At 44.0% G+C, this 17,777-nt stretch carries 7 protein-coding genes; 4 read left to right on the top strand and 3 right to left on the bottom strand.

Annotated elements, in window-relative coordinates:
• Positions 1-24: 24 nt before the first annotated feature.
• On the bottom strand, positions 25-3,216 hold the full coding sequence (locus MusilaSJ_RS01395; RefSeq protein ID WP_274988292.1) for a SusC/RagA family TonB-linked outer membrane protein: 3,192 nt from the start codon (positions 3,214-3,216) through the stop codon (positions 25-27).
• A gap of 1,278 nt (positions 3,217-4,494) precedes the next feature.
• Between MusilaSJ_RS01395 and MusilaSJ_RS01390 the strand changes: the two genes are divergently transcribed.
• A complete protein-coding gene (locus MusilaSJ_RS01390) occupies positions 4,495-5,388 on the top strand; it encodes a sialate O-acetylesterase (protein WP_274988291.1) in 894 nt (297 codons plus the stop codon).
• A 36-nt stretch (positions 5,389-5,424) separates the two neighbouring features.
• Here the strand turns inward: MusilaSJ_RS01390 and MusilaSJ_RS01385 are convergent, their stop codons facing one another.
• On the bottom strand, positions 5,425-9,609 hold the full coding sequence (locus MusilaSJ_RS01385) for a hybrid sensor histidine kinase/response regulator transcription factor (RefSeq protein ID WP_274988290.1): 4,185 nt from the start codon (positions 9,607-9,609) through the stop codon (positions 5,425-5,427).
• A gap of 561 nt (positions 9,610-10,170) precedes the next feature.
• Here MusilaSJ_RS01385 and MusilaSJ_RS01380 point away from each other — a divergent pair.
• Positions 10,171-11,292 (top strand): alpha/beta hydrolase-fold protein, encoded by a 1,122-nt coding sequence (locus MusilaSJ_RS01380; RefSeq protein WP_274988289.1) that lies wholly within the window; start codon positions 10,171-10,173, stop codon positions 11,290-11,292.
• 153 nt (positions 11,293-11,445) lie between these two features.
• On the opposite strand, the gene MusilaSJ_RS01375 is transcribed toward MusilaSJ_RS01380, so the two are convergent.
• Positions 11,446-13,992 (bottom strand): glycoside hydrolase family 9 protein, encoded by a 2,547-nt coding sequence (locus tag MusilaSJ_RS01375; RefSeq protein ID WP_274988288.1) that lies wholly within the window; start codon positions 13,990-13,992, stop codon positions 11,446-11,448.
• 483 nt (positions 13,993-14,475) lie between these two features.
• Between MusilaSJ_RS01375 and MusilaSJ_RS01370 the strand changes: the two genes are divergently transcribed.
• Together MusilaSJ_RS01370 and MusilaSJ_RS01365 are read left to right on the top strand one after the other, a co-directional pair.
• On the top strand, positions 14,476-16,386 hold the full coding sequence (locus MusilaSJ_RS01370) for an alpha/beta hydrolase-fold protein (protein WP_274988287.1): 1,911 nt from the start codon (positions 14,476-14,478) through the stop codon (positions 16,384-16,386).
• A 38-nt stretch (positions 16,387-16,424) separates the two neighbouring features.
• Positions 16,425-17,768: a family 43 glycosylhydrolase gene (locus MusilaSJ_RS01365; protein WP_274988286.1), complete on the top strand. Its 1,344-nt coding sequence runs from the start codon at positions 16,425-16,427 to the stop codon at positions 17,766-17,768.
• Positions 17,769-17,777: the final 9 nt, after the last annotated feature.

The following is a 17,777-nucleotide window of genomic DNA, read 5'->3' as shown; positions in this document are numbered from 1 at the left end:
CGCTGTATCTTTTTAAATTAATCATTAAAAGGTTGCCTGCAAACCCAACTGAACTACTCTTGGCTGCGGATACTGGCCATAATCAATACCATTGGTGAGGGTACCATTACGTGAGCCTATTTCGGGATCAAGGCCTTTGTATTTTGTAAATGTCAAGAGGTTGGTTGATGCCACATAAATTCTGAGCCTGCTAAGCGCGTTATCTGTTTTTGCCCTTAACCATGAAGTGGGGAAATTATAGCCAAGCTGCATGTTTTTAACGCGGAGGTATGAACCACTTTCAATCCATCTTGTTGAAGGCCTTTTGTTTCCGTTCGGGTCGCCGGAGAAGGCACGCGGAACATTTGTAGCGGTATTTGTAGGTGTCCATGCGTTTAAAACATTAGTACCCGCGTTGAAAAGCCTTGGCATACCTTCCAGGATAATCCTTTCGGCATTAAATATTTTATTGCCGTAAACGCCCTGGAAAAACACCACCACGTCGAAATTTTTATAGGATGCGCTGTAGTTTAATGAATAGGTGAATTTGGGCAGATAGCTACCTATAAAGGTACGATCGGCATCATTGATAACACCATCATGATTTACGTCCCTGAATTTGATATCGCCCGGAGCCGCCCCTGTTTGCGTGGGCGAATTAGAAACCTCGGCCGCGTTTTGAAATATTCCATCAACTATAAGGCCATAAAATGATTGTACCGGCTGCCCGACCACTGTATTGGTTATAGGGTTACCACCGCCATAATCGGCATCGCCACCGGCGGTAATTGAAGCGTTTGCAGTATTAAGTGTCAAAACCTTGTTTCGGTTCAAGGCAAAGGTTCCATTAATATCGTATTTAAACTCACCGTTTGTTTTATGATAGCCTAAAGTAACTTCAAAGCCGCGGTTGCGCATCGAACCTACGTTTGCTAATGTACCGGCCCCGCCAAAGCCATAGCTGGGCGGTGTAGGTACTGTCAATAAGAGGTTATCGGTTTGCCTGTTATAAACCTCGGCAGATAGGGTAAACGCTTCCTGGAATAAACCCAGATCCAAACCGATATTTGTTTGCTTGGTTGTCTCCCATGACAGATCGAGGTTACTTAAACCGCTGTAAAATGATGCATTTCCAAGATCGGCCAATGAACCGTTGAACGGATATGTAGCGATATTAGACGATATAGGCTGTAGATAAGGATAGTTGCCCAATACGGTACCATTAATACCTGTTACACCATAACCAGCCCTAAGCTTTAATGAAGATATTGATTTGATTCCCTTCATGAAATTTTCCTGGTCTACCTTCCAGCCTAATGATGCCGCGGGAAAGCTTTCATGTTTGTGTCCCGGTGCAAATACAGATAAACCATCACGTCGGATAGAACCAGATATCAAATATTTACCCTCAAAGTCGTACCCTACACGGGCTACCTCCGAAACGAGGAGGTTTGTACCATAAGTATAATTAGTGTAAAGATTAGTCGCGCCATTTAGTGTTCTAACCGTGTTGGTATTTTGATTACCCGAAGATACCTGGTTATCGCCGCGCGAGCTCTGGGCCTCGTAAACTAAAACGGCATTAACATGGTGCTTGTTGCCGAATGTTTTATCGAAGGTAAGCTGTTGAGAATACAGTTGAGTTGTGCTGGTGCTCCTACCGTAGTTAATAACCGCTGTTGTGGATTTGGAAGTACCACCGTCATCGTAAATAGGCGTATAAGTATTGTTTTGGTTGGTGTTATAGTCAATACCATAAATTGATTTAAAGTTAAGCCATGGGGTAAACTTAAGCGTTGCATAAGCGTTACCATGGATAGTGAAGCCGTGGTTGGTATTATCGATCAGTTTGGCAGCTTCAATTGGATTGGTAGGATCCGATCCGTCGAAGCTATTTTGTGGCCCCATAAATCCTCCTGCGTTGTTGGGATTGTAAATAGGCAGATACGGCTGCATCCTCACCACATTGGTAATAGCGGTACGGTTACCCGCGTCAACGCCATAGCGCTGATGGTTTTCAATAACGTTGAATGTTTCGCCAAATGACAGGAACTTACTAATGGTATGATCGGAATTAGCACGGAAAGCCTTGTGGTAGGCACTTAGTCCCTGGGCAATACCCTGCTGATCGAAGTAATTGGCCGAGGTGTAAAATCGGGATACCGCATTGCCGCCGCTCAATGCTACATTATGCTGCTGTATCGGCGCGTTGCTTCTGAAATAAGCATCCTGCCAGTTAGTATTGGTTTGGGCAAAGGTTTGAGAACTACCTGCGTAAATCGGCTTGTTAAAGTTATCTGGCTGCAGGCGCGGCGGTAAAGCTATCCCGGCAGACCCGTTAAGGGCGCGCTCGTATTGCAGGTATTGCTGGGTGTTAAGCAGGTCATATTTCTTGATAACATTTTGTATGCCGTAATATGAGTCGATAGTAACCTCCGTACGGCTATTATTGTTACCTTTTTTAGTGGTGATAATGATAACACCGTTGGTACCGCGCGAACCATAGATCGCAGCGGCGCTGGCATCCTTCAACACGTCGATACTTTGAATGTCTTTAATATCAACGCCTGTGAGGCTGCCCGGGTAACCATCAACAATATATAAAGGATCAGATCCGAAATTTACAGAACTGATGCCGCGCAACGATATAATAGCCCCTGTCCCCGGACCGCCGTTGTTGGTAACGGTAAGACCAGAGATACGGCCCTGCAGAGCTTCAATACCACCTACCGATACGGAAGCAAGGGTTTTACCGCTAACTGAGGAAACAGCTCCTGTTACCTTAGCGCGCTTTTGCGATCCGTAACCAACCACAACAACCTCCTCCAGGTTCTTGGTATCTTTTTTCATTTGCACCTTTAGCTCGGCAGCGCTGGTAACTGTGATCTCTTGCTGTGCAAAACCAATTAACTTGAAAACGAGCACGGCTGAATTTCCGGGCACCGCTATTTTGAAGTTACCACTGGCATCAGTAGTTACGCCTTGGGTTGTGCCTTTTATGGAAACCGCTACGCCGGGCAAAGGTTGGTTATCATCATCAGTAACTTTGCCCGAAACGTTGAATGCAGGCTTTATTTTCAAAGCGCCATTTTCATTAATGGTAATACCGTTCAATGAACCTGCCGAACCACGGTTATGCGCAATTGACACCGATGGCATTGCGAGCGCGCATCCGGTTAAGATGAGCGTAGCGTAACGCCACTTGTTATTATAAATTTTTTGTAAAGAATACTTCATGTTATTAAGGTTTTAAATTTTCGATTCGATTGGGAAAACGTTGGCCTGATTTGCGCTCAGCACAACATTTACCTGCATCGTTTAAGCTGCATATGCCTAAAATTATCCTGGTGTCACCTTATGGTAACTACCAGATTTAAATGAACGACGAAACCTATCTGTTAGCTGTTCCGTACTTATCCAGGACCTGAAAATCTCTTTTTTGTCTTTCCATAATTTTTCTTGTTAGTTAATTGATTGATAATTGATATGTCGGTGTTATTAGTTTTCGATTCCAAACGGTATCCCACGCCGAACCGGGCAGCAAACAACAAATGCCACGAACGCTCCATTATTGGTCAACATGTTTATAATTGGTAATCTGTACGTTGTAATGGCAACAGTACTTATTGTTACATCCTGCAAAAAGCAGGTTGTAATAACAGGGGTAAAATTATCTTTCGCGGTTGGGCAGGTAGCGCAGTATTTATCTTAATCTTACAACATTTGTTTAAGCAAGTTCCCTATAACAGGGTTCCCTTTCAATATTAAAACAGTTTTCCGCCATAATATATAGCATGTCCCAACGTTGGTTTTCGAGGTTGCAAAAAACTGTAAATTATTGATTTTCAATATTTAAATACAAAATAAAAACCAAAACGAGTTAAAGACGAGTGCTTTTCTTTACCAGAAACTGGCACCGGCTTGTTAATTTGCAGGTAAAAATACCACCAGCAACAATCGATTGCGAAACTCACCCAAAATGCGATATTTAGGTATAGTTAAAACAATAAATCTTATTGATTTATAGCGATAGAAATAATAAATATTTTTAGCATACCTGCTTACAGGAAACAAATAAGGACAGCCTCGCGCTGTCCTTACAACCAATTTTAAAAAAAGAAAAGTAATAAAGGTGAGGTATTATATCTTGTAAGTATGCTGATAAAGTATTTGCGCGTTAAGGCAAATGCTACAAATAATTATTGATTATACCGGTAAACTTTGTTAAGGCTATGTAATTCACGATTAATACATCTCGAACAATCAAATGTATTAAGGGTTGTAAACTTTAAATGACACGCATGTTGAAAAGGTTAACACATTGGTTTACTAAACGCACAATCGCACCTCTATTTCCAACTTACTGTTATTCTTTGCCGGCAGTTGCAACAATGTCCTAAACAACTGTTATAGCACTTTCAACAATTGTTGTAATAGTATGATTATAGGTTGGCCTATTTTTATCAGCAAGCTGGCCGCCAATTTTGACTGCCGCGAAACCTAAAAGAACATCAAATGAATCTAAGGATCTTTTCTCTTGCCCTGTTGACAATCAGCGTATTATTTGTTGGTAATGCATCAGCCCAAAACAAAAAGTTCTATATTTTTTTGTGCTTCGGCCAATCAAATATGGAAGGTAACGCCCGCATACAGCCACAGGATACCATAGTTGATCCGCGTTTACAAGTACTGGAAACCGTGGACTGCCCTAACCTTAAACGGGCAAATGGCAACTGGTACACCGCCGTACCACCATTAGCACGCTGCAATACCGGCCTCACCCCTGCCGACTACTTTGGCCGTACTCTAATAGCCACTCTGCCTCCTGATGTAACAGTTGGTATTGTGAACGTATCGGTAGCTGGTTGTAAAATTGAATTGTTCCAAAAAGACAGTTATAAGGACTATGCAGCCACCGCCCCCTCCTGGATGGTGAACATCATCAACGAATATGGAGGCAATCCCTACGGCCATTTAGTGGAGATGGCTAAACTGGCACAAAAATCCGGCGTGATTAAAGGCATCTTGCTGCATCAAGGCGAATCTAACCCAAATGATACACTTTGGACACTGAAAGTAAAAAGCATCTATGATATGCTATTAAAAGATCTTCACCTGAAGGCCAAAAAAGTTCCTTTGCTGGCTGGTCAGCTTGTTAATGAAGACCAGGGCGGCAAGTGCGCTGCTATGAACAACATAATTGATAAGCTTCCTGAAGTTATCCCCAACGCATATGTGATCAATTCAAGCGGCTGCCCGGCCGCATCAGATAAGCTGCACTTCACCGCTGAGGGTTATCGAGTTTTAGGCACACGATATGGATTACAAATGCTCAATCTGTTGGGTTACAAAGCACCGGCCGCCACCTATCCTATACAAGTTCAAACAACAGGGAATGCCGGCGAGTAATATCGATATTTTTCTAACCGGTAAAATGAAAACTTCTTAGGCCACACTTTTGACGTCTACTTTTTTCACCCGATATTCGGATGGTAGAACATTATATTTTGCCTTGAATGATTTGGTAAAATAATGCGGCGTCGAAAAACCGATAGAGTATGCTATTTCCGCAATGGTCAAATCGGTTTTTTCGAGCAGTATAGCTGCTTTGTCCAGTTTTATGGAGCGGATAAATTCCACAGGTGGCTCGCCGGTTAGTTCGGTGATCTTGCTATAGAATGATCCCCTGCTCATACTAAAATGATGGCTGATCTCCTCGACGGAAAATTTAGGGTTGTTGATGTTTTTTTCAATATACATCACCACATCTTTAATGAACCGTTCTGACGAGGATTCAATATCCATATCTGCCGGGATAACTTTTATCTTCTTCTGATAGGTTTCTTTAAGCGACTTATTTAGTTGAAGCAGGTTTTTAATTTTGATATTCAGGATATCGAAGTTGAAAGGCTTGGTCAGGTAATCGTTCACGCCCAATTCCAGCCCTGCAAGTTGCTCTTTTTGGCTGGTCATCGCCGTTAATAATATGATGGGGATATGGCTGGTCCTTTTATCAGCCCTAAGTTTACAACTTAGCTGGATCCCATCCATATATGGCATGCTGATATCACTAACTATCAGGTCGGGATGTACGGCAAGTGCTTTATGCCACCCTTCACGGCCATTGGCCGCCTCCGAAACTTTGTAAGTTGCAGCCAGGCTTTCGGACAAGTATTGCCTCATTTCATCATTATCTTCAATGACCAGAACATGGAGCCGGTTAATACCTGTGGCAATCGCCGTCCTCGGTTTATTATCCCTGTCATCGTCGATAACGATTGGGGCAGCCTCGGGAGTATTTTGCTCATGCATTGCTGTCTCCGATAGATTAATTACAGGCAATGAAATTGATAAGGAGAAAATTGAGCCTTTGCCTAATTCACTTTTCACACCAATCTCGCCGCCATGCAACTGCACAAGTTCGCGTGTTATCGATAAGCCTATCCCGCTTCCCTGGTTAAGTACGGCAGGCTGGGCATCTGCCTGATAAAACCTGTCAAAAACATGCCTAACCTGATCGGCTGCTATACCGGTACCTGTATCCGCAACCGAAATACCCAAGCGGTATGAATTGCCATCTTCTGAGATAACAGGGGCGGTAACTTCAACTGTAATTTGCCCGCCAGGCATCGTAAATTTAAACGCGTTGGATAGCAGGTTAAATAATATTCGCTCAACCTTATCATGATCAAATTTTACAAATAACCTTTCACCGGCAGTTTTAAATACTGTAACAATTTTTTTTCTATTGGCCAGGTCATAAAACGAATCTGCTACTTCGCGAACAAAAGAAATGAACTCCCCCTCAACCAAATTCAGCTTAAGTTCATTCTCTTCAAGTTTCCTAAAATCAAGCAGTTGGTTAACCAGGTTAAGCAACCTGCGCGAGTTTCTTTTAATAACACCTAATTGTTCGGTAACAGGCCCGCTGTTAGGCTGCTCCAAAAGCTTATCAACAGGCGCCATTATCAAAGATATCGGTGTCCGGAATTCATGGCTCAGGTTGGTTAAAAACTTAATTTTCATCTCATCCAGTTCATGACGGGCTTCGGCTGCTTTACGTTCCTGCTCATCGTGCAATTTCTTTTTAAGCTTTTTAACACCCTGCCTGCGGATGAGCAACAACACGCCAAAGGCCAGCAAAACATAAAGCACATAAGCATATATGGTCATCCAAAAAGGCGGCTTCACTATAATTTTCAAGGATGTACCGCTATCATTCCATTTTCCATCATTATTGGATGCCCGTACCCTGAACGTGTATTCTCCGGGATCAAGGTTGGTATAACTGGCCGTTGTTGATGTTCCTGCATTTTTCCAGGTATTGCTAAATCCCTCTAAAATATACGAATATCGATTTTGCTGTGGAAGGGTATAATTAAGCGCCACAAAGTTTATGGAGATGTCTTGTTTATACTTTATGGTGATCTCTTTTGCCTCACTGATATTAACAGGCAAGGGATTATCACGATTAGGCGAAATACGTTTATTATCTATACTCAGGGTAGTTAATACAACCGGGGGCAGATTTTTATTAATCCTTACATCTGATCCCTTAAAATAATTGAACCCGTCTACCCCGCCAAAGTAAAGCGTGCCATCTGCGGCAATAATACCCGATCCGTTTAAAAAAACATTGTTTTGAAGTCCGTTATCATTACAATAAACATAAAGTTTCTGATCAGCAGGATCAATTCTTCCGATACCCTGGTTTGTACTGAACCAAATATTATTGGTTTTATCCTGCAAAATTTTACAAATTACACCGTTCAGCAACTGGTTATTGTATTTAAACGGGGTTATTTTTTTAAGCCGATGATTATAAAAGAAAAGGCCATCGCCGTTGGTACCTACCCACATATTGCCGTTAGTATCGCGTTTTAGAGACAACACCTCTGCTATAGGCAGACCTGTATTGATTGGATTAAGTGTATCGAACACTTTGGTAGCCGGGTTATAAATAGCGATGCCCGTACCATACGACCCGATCCACATATTACCATCGTTATCCTCTTCAAAAGCCCTGATATAACCATTTGATGGCATTTTATAGCCTTTTACAGACACTAAGGCAGGTTTAAACCGGCGGAAGCTATCAGCCTTCGCGTCAAAAATATCGATACCTGCACCGTTTGTACCTATCCATACATTACCAAAGCGGTCTTCCTTGAAGCAGAAAATGTTATTTTGACTGATATTTAACTTCCCGGTACCGCTGGTGAATTGTGTATAGCCATTGTTTGCAGTATTGAGTTTAAAAAGCCCGTGGCCGAATGTTCCTATCCAAAGTTGTTTTTTATGATCCAATAACATAGCCAGAACAGGCAGGCCTGCCGAATTTATTTTTTCCTTAGGCTGAATAGCGATATGAGTGAAACGGTTGGTTTTGTTGTTGAAAATGCTAAGGCCGCCGCCGTCTGTCCCCACGTATAGCTCATTGTCATTTTTTTGCGCGAAAGATGATACGATTGGCGCGCGTAAACCGTAAGGGTCTAACTCAGTGGGTTGCACATAATTAAACAATGTGAGGTTTTTGTCGTATTTATTGATGCCGCCCATATAGGTACCCACCCAATAAATGCCTTTAGGATCGATATAAATGCTGCGGATGGATTTACTGTTAAGGCTGTACGGATCGCGCGGGTCATGGCGGTAACGGATGGATTTCCCGGTGTGGATATCCATAACATTCAAACCGCCTTCGGTACCAACCCAGATGTGGTCTTTATCATCAGCGGCAATGCTGTAAACAATGTCACCACATAGCGACGTCTCATCCTTATCATTATAACAGTAATTAACAAAGTGTTCACCATCCTTATCCAGGCGGCTTAAGCCATTAGCTGTACCTACCCACAAATTGCCCGCTTTATCCTCCGAAACTGTCATTACAACATCCGAGGGTAAACTACGGGTATCGTTTTTTTGATGACGGAAGGCTTTAAAACCTTTATGCGTATCATCATATAAATACAAACCTAAATTGGTACAAATCCATATCCTGCTGTAACTATCCTCAAAAATACAGCCCATGCTTTTAACAGGTATCTGCCCTGGTTTGCCTGTCCCGGTTTCAAAATGGCTGATATATTTACGATCGGGGCTGATCACATCAAGGCCGTTTACCGTTCCCACCCAGATCTCATTTTTATCGTTTGCACAAACGGCGGTAATAACCCCCTGGCTTAAACGCTGCCCTTTTAAGGGCGAACTAAAGCTTTTGAAATCATCCGCCGCCTTATCGTAATAATACAAACCAAAACCGATAGTGCCTACCCATAGCGTACCGGCACGGTCCATGCTGATACTGCTTATTTCGTAGGAACCCGGCTCTACCTGCCTTTTGGCACCCAACGTATAAACTTTAAACTTCCTTCCGTCATATCTGTTCAGGCTTTCGGAGGTGCCTACCCACATCATCCCGTTATTATCTTTTACGATGGCGTTTACGGCGTTGCCCATTAACCCCTGCCTGGTGGTTAATGCGGTAAATTTCAGGTTAGGCTTTTGAGCATTTGCCAGGAAACTGAGGTTGGCCAAAACGACTAAGGTGAGTATAACGCGCACAGCGCCTGCCAGCACTGTATTGATCTTTTTGCGAATACACAAATCGGGTACAGAATGCATCATAACAAACAGGTTACTTTTTTCCGGAGCGGGTAATCCGCAGAAAAAAATTGTTGATAGACTATGGTTTTAAAATTGGTGTGATTGATGTCTTCGAACTAACATCATTATCCAAATCTACATTTTATGATGATGAAACAGGCAAACATTTGTTCAAAGAAATAACACACTTGTTCAATTGAACCGGTAATTATTGTACAAAAGTACATATCGACAAATTTGCGGCAATGATATCGCTCCACATGGTATCGACAAATGTTGTAAAATTATGCTAAAAACTGCGTGCCTTGTTTTTAATATAAAAATACTTTTATAATAAGAAAAAGCCTCTCAAAACAACAGGATAGCCATTATAAATTATTTTTAAATATTTCATCCCGGATCAACTTTTCATAAATAATGAAAACTGGCTCCGGTTAAAGTCAAAACAAACCAACTACTTAATATGTGTAACAATAACAATTAATCACAATTTAATCATTTATCGTATTCCGTGTATTTTACCGGATCAAAACAGCCCGGCACTTTACTATATCCACAATTTATAAACCTCAATATTCTATTATGAAACCAAAATGTTTACTTGCCTTGTTGGCCGTTACATGTGCCTCCAGTCTCTGCATGGCACAAACAGCTTCAATTGCCGAAGATTTCAAACCATCAACTTTTAACCAGCCGGGACAAGAGTACCCTCAGGTAAACTCGCAAGGCTACGCGCGCTTTCGTATTAAGGCCCCACAGTCCGACAGTATAAAAGTTAGCCTTGGTCTTGGCGGGCGCGGGGGCACTAAGCTCACAAAAGGAACTGACGGGTTCTGGACCGGCACTACAGAAGGCCCGATGGATGAAGGATTTCATTACTACCACTTAACCATCGATGGCGGGGTATTTAACGATCCGGGCACATTAAATTTTTATGGATCCACACGTTGGGAAAGCGGCATTGAGATACCCGCACACGACCAGGATTTTTATGCGCTTAAGGATGTTCCGCATGGCAATGTGCAGCAGATCCTTTTTCCTTCAAAAAGCACCAATACCCAGCGCAGGGCTTTTGTTTACACGCCACCAGGGTACGAAAAGGATAAATCAAAAAAATACCCGGTACTATACCTGCAACATGGCTGGGGCGAAGATGAAACCGCGTGGAGCAACCAGGGCCATGCCAATCTGATTATGGATAACTTAATTGCAGCCGGTAAAATACAGCCATTCATTATTGTAATGACTTACGGCATGACCAACGACGTGAAGCCCGGCCCCGGCGCATTTAAAAGTTTTAAGATTGATCACTTTCAAACAGTTTTAACTGACGAGCTTATCCCCTACGTTGATGCAAGCTTCCGCACACGTGCAGACAGGGCTCACCGTGCGATGGGGGGATTGTCAATGGGCGGTATGGAAACGCATATGATAACACTAAACAAGCCCGAGCTTTTTGCCTATTATGCCCTGCTTAGCGGCGGAACTTATTCGCTGGATGAGCTTAAAAACAAAACCAAACCTAAACTGATATTCATAAGCTGCGGCAGCAAGGAACGGCCCGACGGCGTTAAAAATGCCGTGGTTGCCTTAAAAGAGGCGGGATATGACGCGGTATCTTACATTTCTGAAAACACCGCACATGAGTTCCTGACCTGGCGCCGCAGCCTTTACGAACTTGCACCTTTACTATTTAAAGAGTAAATACCAATTACATTCACTTGGCCATATACAAAGAAGCCCTGCCGGCATTTTGCCGGCAGGGCTTCTTTGTATAAACGGTTCAACCTAAATCCACTTCCCCGCCCCCCTTTATTCGAAATCGGGAAAGTGGTTGTTAAATTTGAACTTAACTTGTTAATTATGCTGACCTAACTGATTAGCCGCTCCTGACAAAACGATGTACTGCGCACAGCCTGCTATTGTTACTTCATTCTCCCCCCAGAAAAACGGCCAGTCTTCCTTATTCTCCGGAAAATCGGGTTTAAGCAGCAGGATACCGGGCACAACGCCGCCGGCAATAAACCTGAAGTCGGCCCGGTTATTACCGTAGGTTACTTTTTTTGAACGTACACCTACCGCCGATACAAACGAAAGGTTGGAGTAAGGATGGCACCCGAAGATATAATTCAAGCCTTTGTAAACATATTCCGGACCGATTATATTAGGGAAATACTTATTGGCGTAATAGTTGGTAATGGCGTAGTTAATAACCTGCCCGCTACCGCCCCAGCCGCCTGGAGTAACCGGCACACCGTAGGGGTTCTGTTTATCGTACTCATCGCATGAAGCTTTGTACTTTTGCATATAGGCTGCTATTTTATCCTGGTAATCTTTATCCATATAAGGGTAAGCGTGCAGCGCGCTTATCATAACAAAGCCGGGAAAGCGATCAAGCATCGGCATAATCAGCTTTTTGAAATGATCTGCATACTGCTGATCTTTGGTTGTGATATACAATTGAAGAGCGGCAAGCATTTCATTACCGGCAAGGAACCTGTTACGTGCCCGGGCAGCCGAGTCCATGTGCATTTTGAGGCTGTCATCTTCGTGCCAGAGTTTCAAGGCACTTTGCAAACTTTTAGCAGAGAGCGTATCATTGTACCCTTTTAACGCCCTGCTGGCAGCGGCAAGGGCGGCGGTAGCCTGGTAATCCAGTGCTATATTCCTTGTAGTGAACGCCCATCTGTCATCCATGGTACCACTTGATTTACCGTCGGTTTGGTAGGGCTTGAGCGAGGCGTTATAAGGCAGGTTATCTGTTTCGTTAACGGCATCTCCGAGGTGATGATACTGGTGCAAATTCGGCACTATGATTCCGCGCGCCGGGTGGCCAATGTTCACGACCTGCGCCACCAGGTTAAGCGTACCATGTTCAATTTGCTGTAAAAGATCAGGCTTACCGTCAGGGCGGTGTATATCTACGTACCGGGTTGGGTAATCCACATAGGTTTCGTCACGATCGATCTTAAAATTCTCCCAGGCTTCAACAAAATTCAGCACAACGCTGCAGTGCGATGGCGTTTCAACATCAAAGTCGCCGGCATCAAACCAACCGCCAACATTAAGCCCGGGGATTCGTTCAAGCGGCTTATATTTGGTATCAGTAGTTGGGCCCATCTGGTAAGTATCAAAGTGCTGATGGTTTGGAGGAGCCTGCAAGGCATCATCAAGAAAAGGCGCGCCGTGCCATACACGGTAGGCCTCATTAACCATCATGTGATCCATTTGAACCGGGAACCAAACATCCATTGTAGGATGCCCTATATTTTCATAAACATTTTCATTGATGGGGAAGGCATTAGTTTTTTGACCGCCGTAGGCTATCACATATAACCCGGCATTTTTCACACTGCTGAAATCAAATTTCAAATAATTATAACGGGTAAATTGCCCCCAGCGCTGTGCAGCTGATTTAAGCCTCTCAACATATTTCCCATCGGGTGTTACCTCAAAAAGTGTAGCGGTTTGTAATGGCGTGTCATTTTTATCCAGTTCTATTACTGCGGTCTTTTGCTGCTCCGGGCGGTAACCTACCTGCGAAAACTCAATTACGGGCGCACGCTTCCAACCAGGTACGGCATTTGGCTCAATATACCAGGTTAATACTTTGCCCGTTTTTCCTGCCGGCAATAAACTGCGCACGATAAACCATCCGTTTTGCGCAAGGCTTCGGCCGTCAAACAACTTAAGGTCGGCATCAAACGATTGAATTTTAATGGTGCGCTCAGGATCTTCGGGCGCCATCACCAATGTTTTACCGGTAGCCAATGGTGCGGGCTCGATAAATTCATTGCGGCCACGATCGTCAAATGTGCTGTGGCCGGCAAACTGCGGGATTTTTTGACTTGAAGGAAGCATTTTTGTTAAACCTGCCGGGTACAACGGAAACTCGCCCGGTTTTCCATCAATCAAAAATGTTTTCTCAAAGTAAGCAGATGGTATAATCTCCAGGTTAAAACCTGCCCTGCCTGCTAACTTTTCCGGTACCGGCTTATCGAGGTATAAATTCAATTCAACGCCATTGCCTTTCGGCGTAACGGTGATCCTGGAATCAAAATCATAGTCAGCATAACGCATAGTTACATCAATTTGATGGTTGACGCTATCAACCTTACGGTTAACCAGTGTGGGCACCAAGTCCCATTGCTCGGGTGTGTTCTGCAGCCGTACCGCGCCGCCTGTAATTGTACGCACGCCGTGATGTATCAGCTCGACACCAGCTGTTTTCTCGTCTTGAAAGATCCCATTATACTGGTTACTGAATACGAGGACGTTGACGCCGGGCGTTTCGAAATAACCCAACTTGTTTAGTTTTAGTTTTTGAGCCGTGCCCCGGAGGGATGACAGGCAAAAAATTAATGCCATCACCATCATGACCGGCTTCGGTAAGTAAATTTTCAATTGCATGGTTTATAAGATTTATTAAAGAAGTTTATGATCGGAATACCGATTACGGACCGTACGAAAGTATCCGTACAGAAAATGGTTTGCTACCACAATCCAATATTTTGATACCACGAATGTATCTGCATGGCTTCGTTCCAAAAAATGCTATATGATTGTTACAATCAGCCGCAACCAACCGCTGCCGCAAGCATCCCAGACATCCAAAACAAACTGGCTATCAATACAATTAACGATTCAGAAAAGAAATAACGACAGTATTTTCCGGCTTCCTGTTCATTTACGCAAACCGGATTGATGGTTCATTTTTCAGGCCTTAAACATTCGTGCTATCATTATCATGATTTGTGTTAACCGCGGCAAAGTGCTTGCCCTACTTTCGGGTATTCCTCAAACGAGCAAAAACTAATACAATTTAACCCGCTTTAGCCTCTTTTAATCCCAAGGACAATCAGTTCGCCGGGTTAACTGACAAAAATTATGAAGAAGATAGCCTACCTCACCGTCATCGGCATTTTGCCTGCCTTGCTGGCCCTTTCACAGCCAGCTCTTAAACATTCACCGGCCGGTTTCGACACTTACCGCGCTGGTATAGCACACGGAAAATTAGACACCGTTACCTACAACTCAAAAACAGTTGATTCCAAACGGCGCGCGGTAGTTTACCTGCCACCCGGGTATACCGCTAAAAAAACATATCCAGTTTTATACCTGCTGCATGGCATTGGCGGCGATGAGTTTGAATGGCTTAACCAGGGCACGCCCCAGGTGATATTGGATAACTTGTATGCCGATAAAAAACTGGAACCAATGATCGTTGTGTTGCCCAACGGCCGCGCCATGAAAGACGACCGTGCCACCGGCAATATCATGGCTCCGGATAAAGTTGCCGCGTTTGCAACTTTCGAGCATGACCTGCTGGATGACCTGATCCCCTATATTCAAAAAAAATATCCAGTTTATACCGACCGCGAACACCGGGCACTGGCTGGATTATCAATGGGCGGTGGTCAGTCACTTAATTTTGGGCTGGGCAACCTGGATAAATTTGCCTGGGTTGGAGGCTTTTCGTCGGCACCCAACACCAAAAAACCTGAAGAGCTGTTACCTGATCCAGATGCAGCCAAAAGCAAACTTAAGCTGCTTTGGATCTCCTGCGGCGATCACGACGGGTTAATGTCGTTCAGTAAACGTACACATGACTACCTCGAGCAAAAAAATGTACCGCATATCTTCAATGTCGAGCCGGGAATCCACGACTTTAAAGTTTGGAAAAATGATCTTTACCTGTTTTCGCAGTTCCTGTTCAAACCTGTTGATATCAATAAATATAACATGATGATCTCGGGCGGCCCTGCAACTACCAATATCAGAGGCTCAAAATATCCTTTTATCCAACCCGACCACCGGGTGCTTTTCCGTGTCAAGGCGCCGGATGCTCAAAAAGTTCAGGTTGACCTGGGCAAGAAATATGACATGGTAAAAGACACGGCCGGTTATTGGACAGCTACAACAGATTCAATTGGCGAAGGCTTCCATTATTATTCGTTGATTATAGATGGCGTTGCTACAACCGATCCCTCCAGTCAAACCTTTTACGGCATGGGGCGCATGGCCAGCGGCATAGAAATACCATTTGACGGCGGCGATTATTATGCGCTAAAAAACGTTCCGCATGGCGATATCCGCATCAAAACCTATTTTTCAACCGTCACCAAATCATGGCGAAGGCTGTTCATTTATACCCCGCCCGGTTATGATGCAAGCCAGGTTAAATACCCTGCACTATATATATTACATGGCGGCGGCGAGGACGAAACCGGCTGGGCAACCCAGGGCAAAACCGATATGATCATGGATAACCTGATTGCGGCCGGGCAAGCGAAACCCATGTTAGTGGTAATGCCCGATGCCAATTTCGGCGGAGGTTTTGGTGAAGCCGGCCTCAAAACCTTTGCAAATGAAATAAAACAATGCATTATTCCCTTTATAGAAAAGAATTACCGGGTTAACCGTACCGCGCAGGGCCGTGCCCTGGCCGGGCTTTCCATGGGTGGACTAAATACCCTATATACAGGTATCTACAATACTGATACATTCAGTTACCTCGGCGTATTCAGCTCGGGGTGGATTCTACCTGCACAAAACAGCATCGCTGATACACAGTATGACTTTATGAAGAAAAATGCTTCCAAAATCAACAGCAACCTAAAAGCATTCTGGATTGCGATGGGCGGCAAGGAGGATATCGCGTATAAAAACTGCCAGGTTATGCTGGGCAAGCTGGATGAGATGAAGATAAAACATACTTATTACGAGTATCCGGGAGGTCATACCTGGCCTGTTTGGCGAAATGATCTTTACAAATTTGCCCCCATCCTGTTTAAATAATTAATGATCAAAAAAATCAGATCAAAGACATTCCGTTCATGAAAAATATTAAGTTCTGGCTATTGCTATTCGGATCAGTACTGGGCTTCGCCGGGCAATCCATAGCGCAAAATCCATTAATCAGGGACCAGTTTACGGCCGATCCCTCAGCCCGCGTTTTTGGCGACAGGGTGTACGTTTATCCATCGCATGATATTAAGGCAACGCCTGGCCATGGTCGCCCTGGTTGGTTTTGCATGGAAGATTACCACGTTTTTTCATCAGCAAACCTCACCGACTGGACTGATCATGGCATGATCATCAGTCAAACAACAGTGCCCTGGGCCGACCCTGCTTCGTACAGCATGTGGGCTCCCGACTGCATTTTCCGCAATGGCAATTATTATATGTATTTTCCGACTACCATGAAAGGCAGCGAAAACGGTCGCGGCTTTACCATTGGTGTTGCCGTAGCCGATAAACCTTATGGACCGTTTACCCCTCAGCCAGAACCTATAAAAGGGGTGCATGGCATAGATCCTAATGTATTTATTGATAAAGACGGACAAGCCTACTTGTATTGGGCACAGGGTAACCTGTATGCTGCAAAACTTAAAGAAAACATGCTGGAACTTGCTTCAGAACCCCAAATTTTAACTGAGCTGCCTGATAAAGGGCTGAAGGAAGGCCCTTACCTGTTTGAACGCAATGGCATTTATTACCTCACCTATCCGCATGTGGCCAATAAGATTGAGCGATTGGAGTATGCTACCGGCGACAACCCGATGGGGCCTTTTAAATTTGCAGGCGTGATTATGGATGAGTCGGCTTCCGGCTGCTGGACCAATCACCAGTCTATTATCCAGTTTAAAAATCAATGGTACCTGTTTTATCACAACGACGACCTATCGCCGAATTTCGACAAAAACAGGTCGATAAGGTGCGACAGCCTATTTTTTAACGCCGACGGAACGATCAAAAAAGTTATCCCAACCCTGCGTGGCGTGGGGATCACCAAAGCCTCAGAAAAAATACAGATAGACAGGTACAGCGATAAGGACAGTACCGTTAAAATCTCCTTTCTTGATACCGCAAAAAGATTTGACGGCTGGAAAACTACGTTCAACAATGCAGGTAGTTGGAGCCGTTACAATCGTGTTGACTTCGAAGACAAAAAGTTTAAAGAATTGCAGATCCTGGCAAATGCAGCAAGCAAAGCAACTATAGAAGTGCGGCTTGGCGATCCCAACGGACGTATATTGGCTTCGGCAAACATTGCCGAAGGGAACGATTGGCAAGTTATACAAACCCGCCTCGCTTCTCTCCCATCTAAAACAGCCAACCTCGTCATAGTATTAAAAAGTGGCACCGGCGTTAATATCGACTGGATAAGTTTCAAATAAATTAAAATT

Origin of the sequence: Mucilaginibacter sp. SJ, from assembly GCF_028993635.1 — a bacterium.
In the GTDB taxonomy this organism is placed as follows: domain Bacteria; phylum Bacteroidota; class Bacteroidia; order Sphingobacteriales; family Sphingobacteriaceae; genus Mucilaginibacter.
This window is presented reverse-complemented; position numbering and strand designations above follow the sequence as displayed.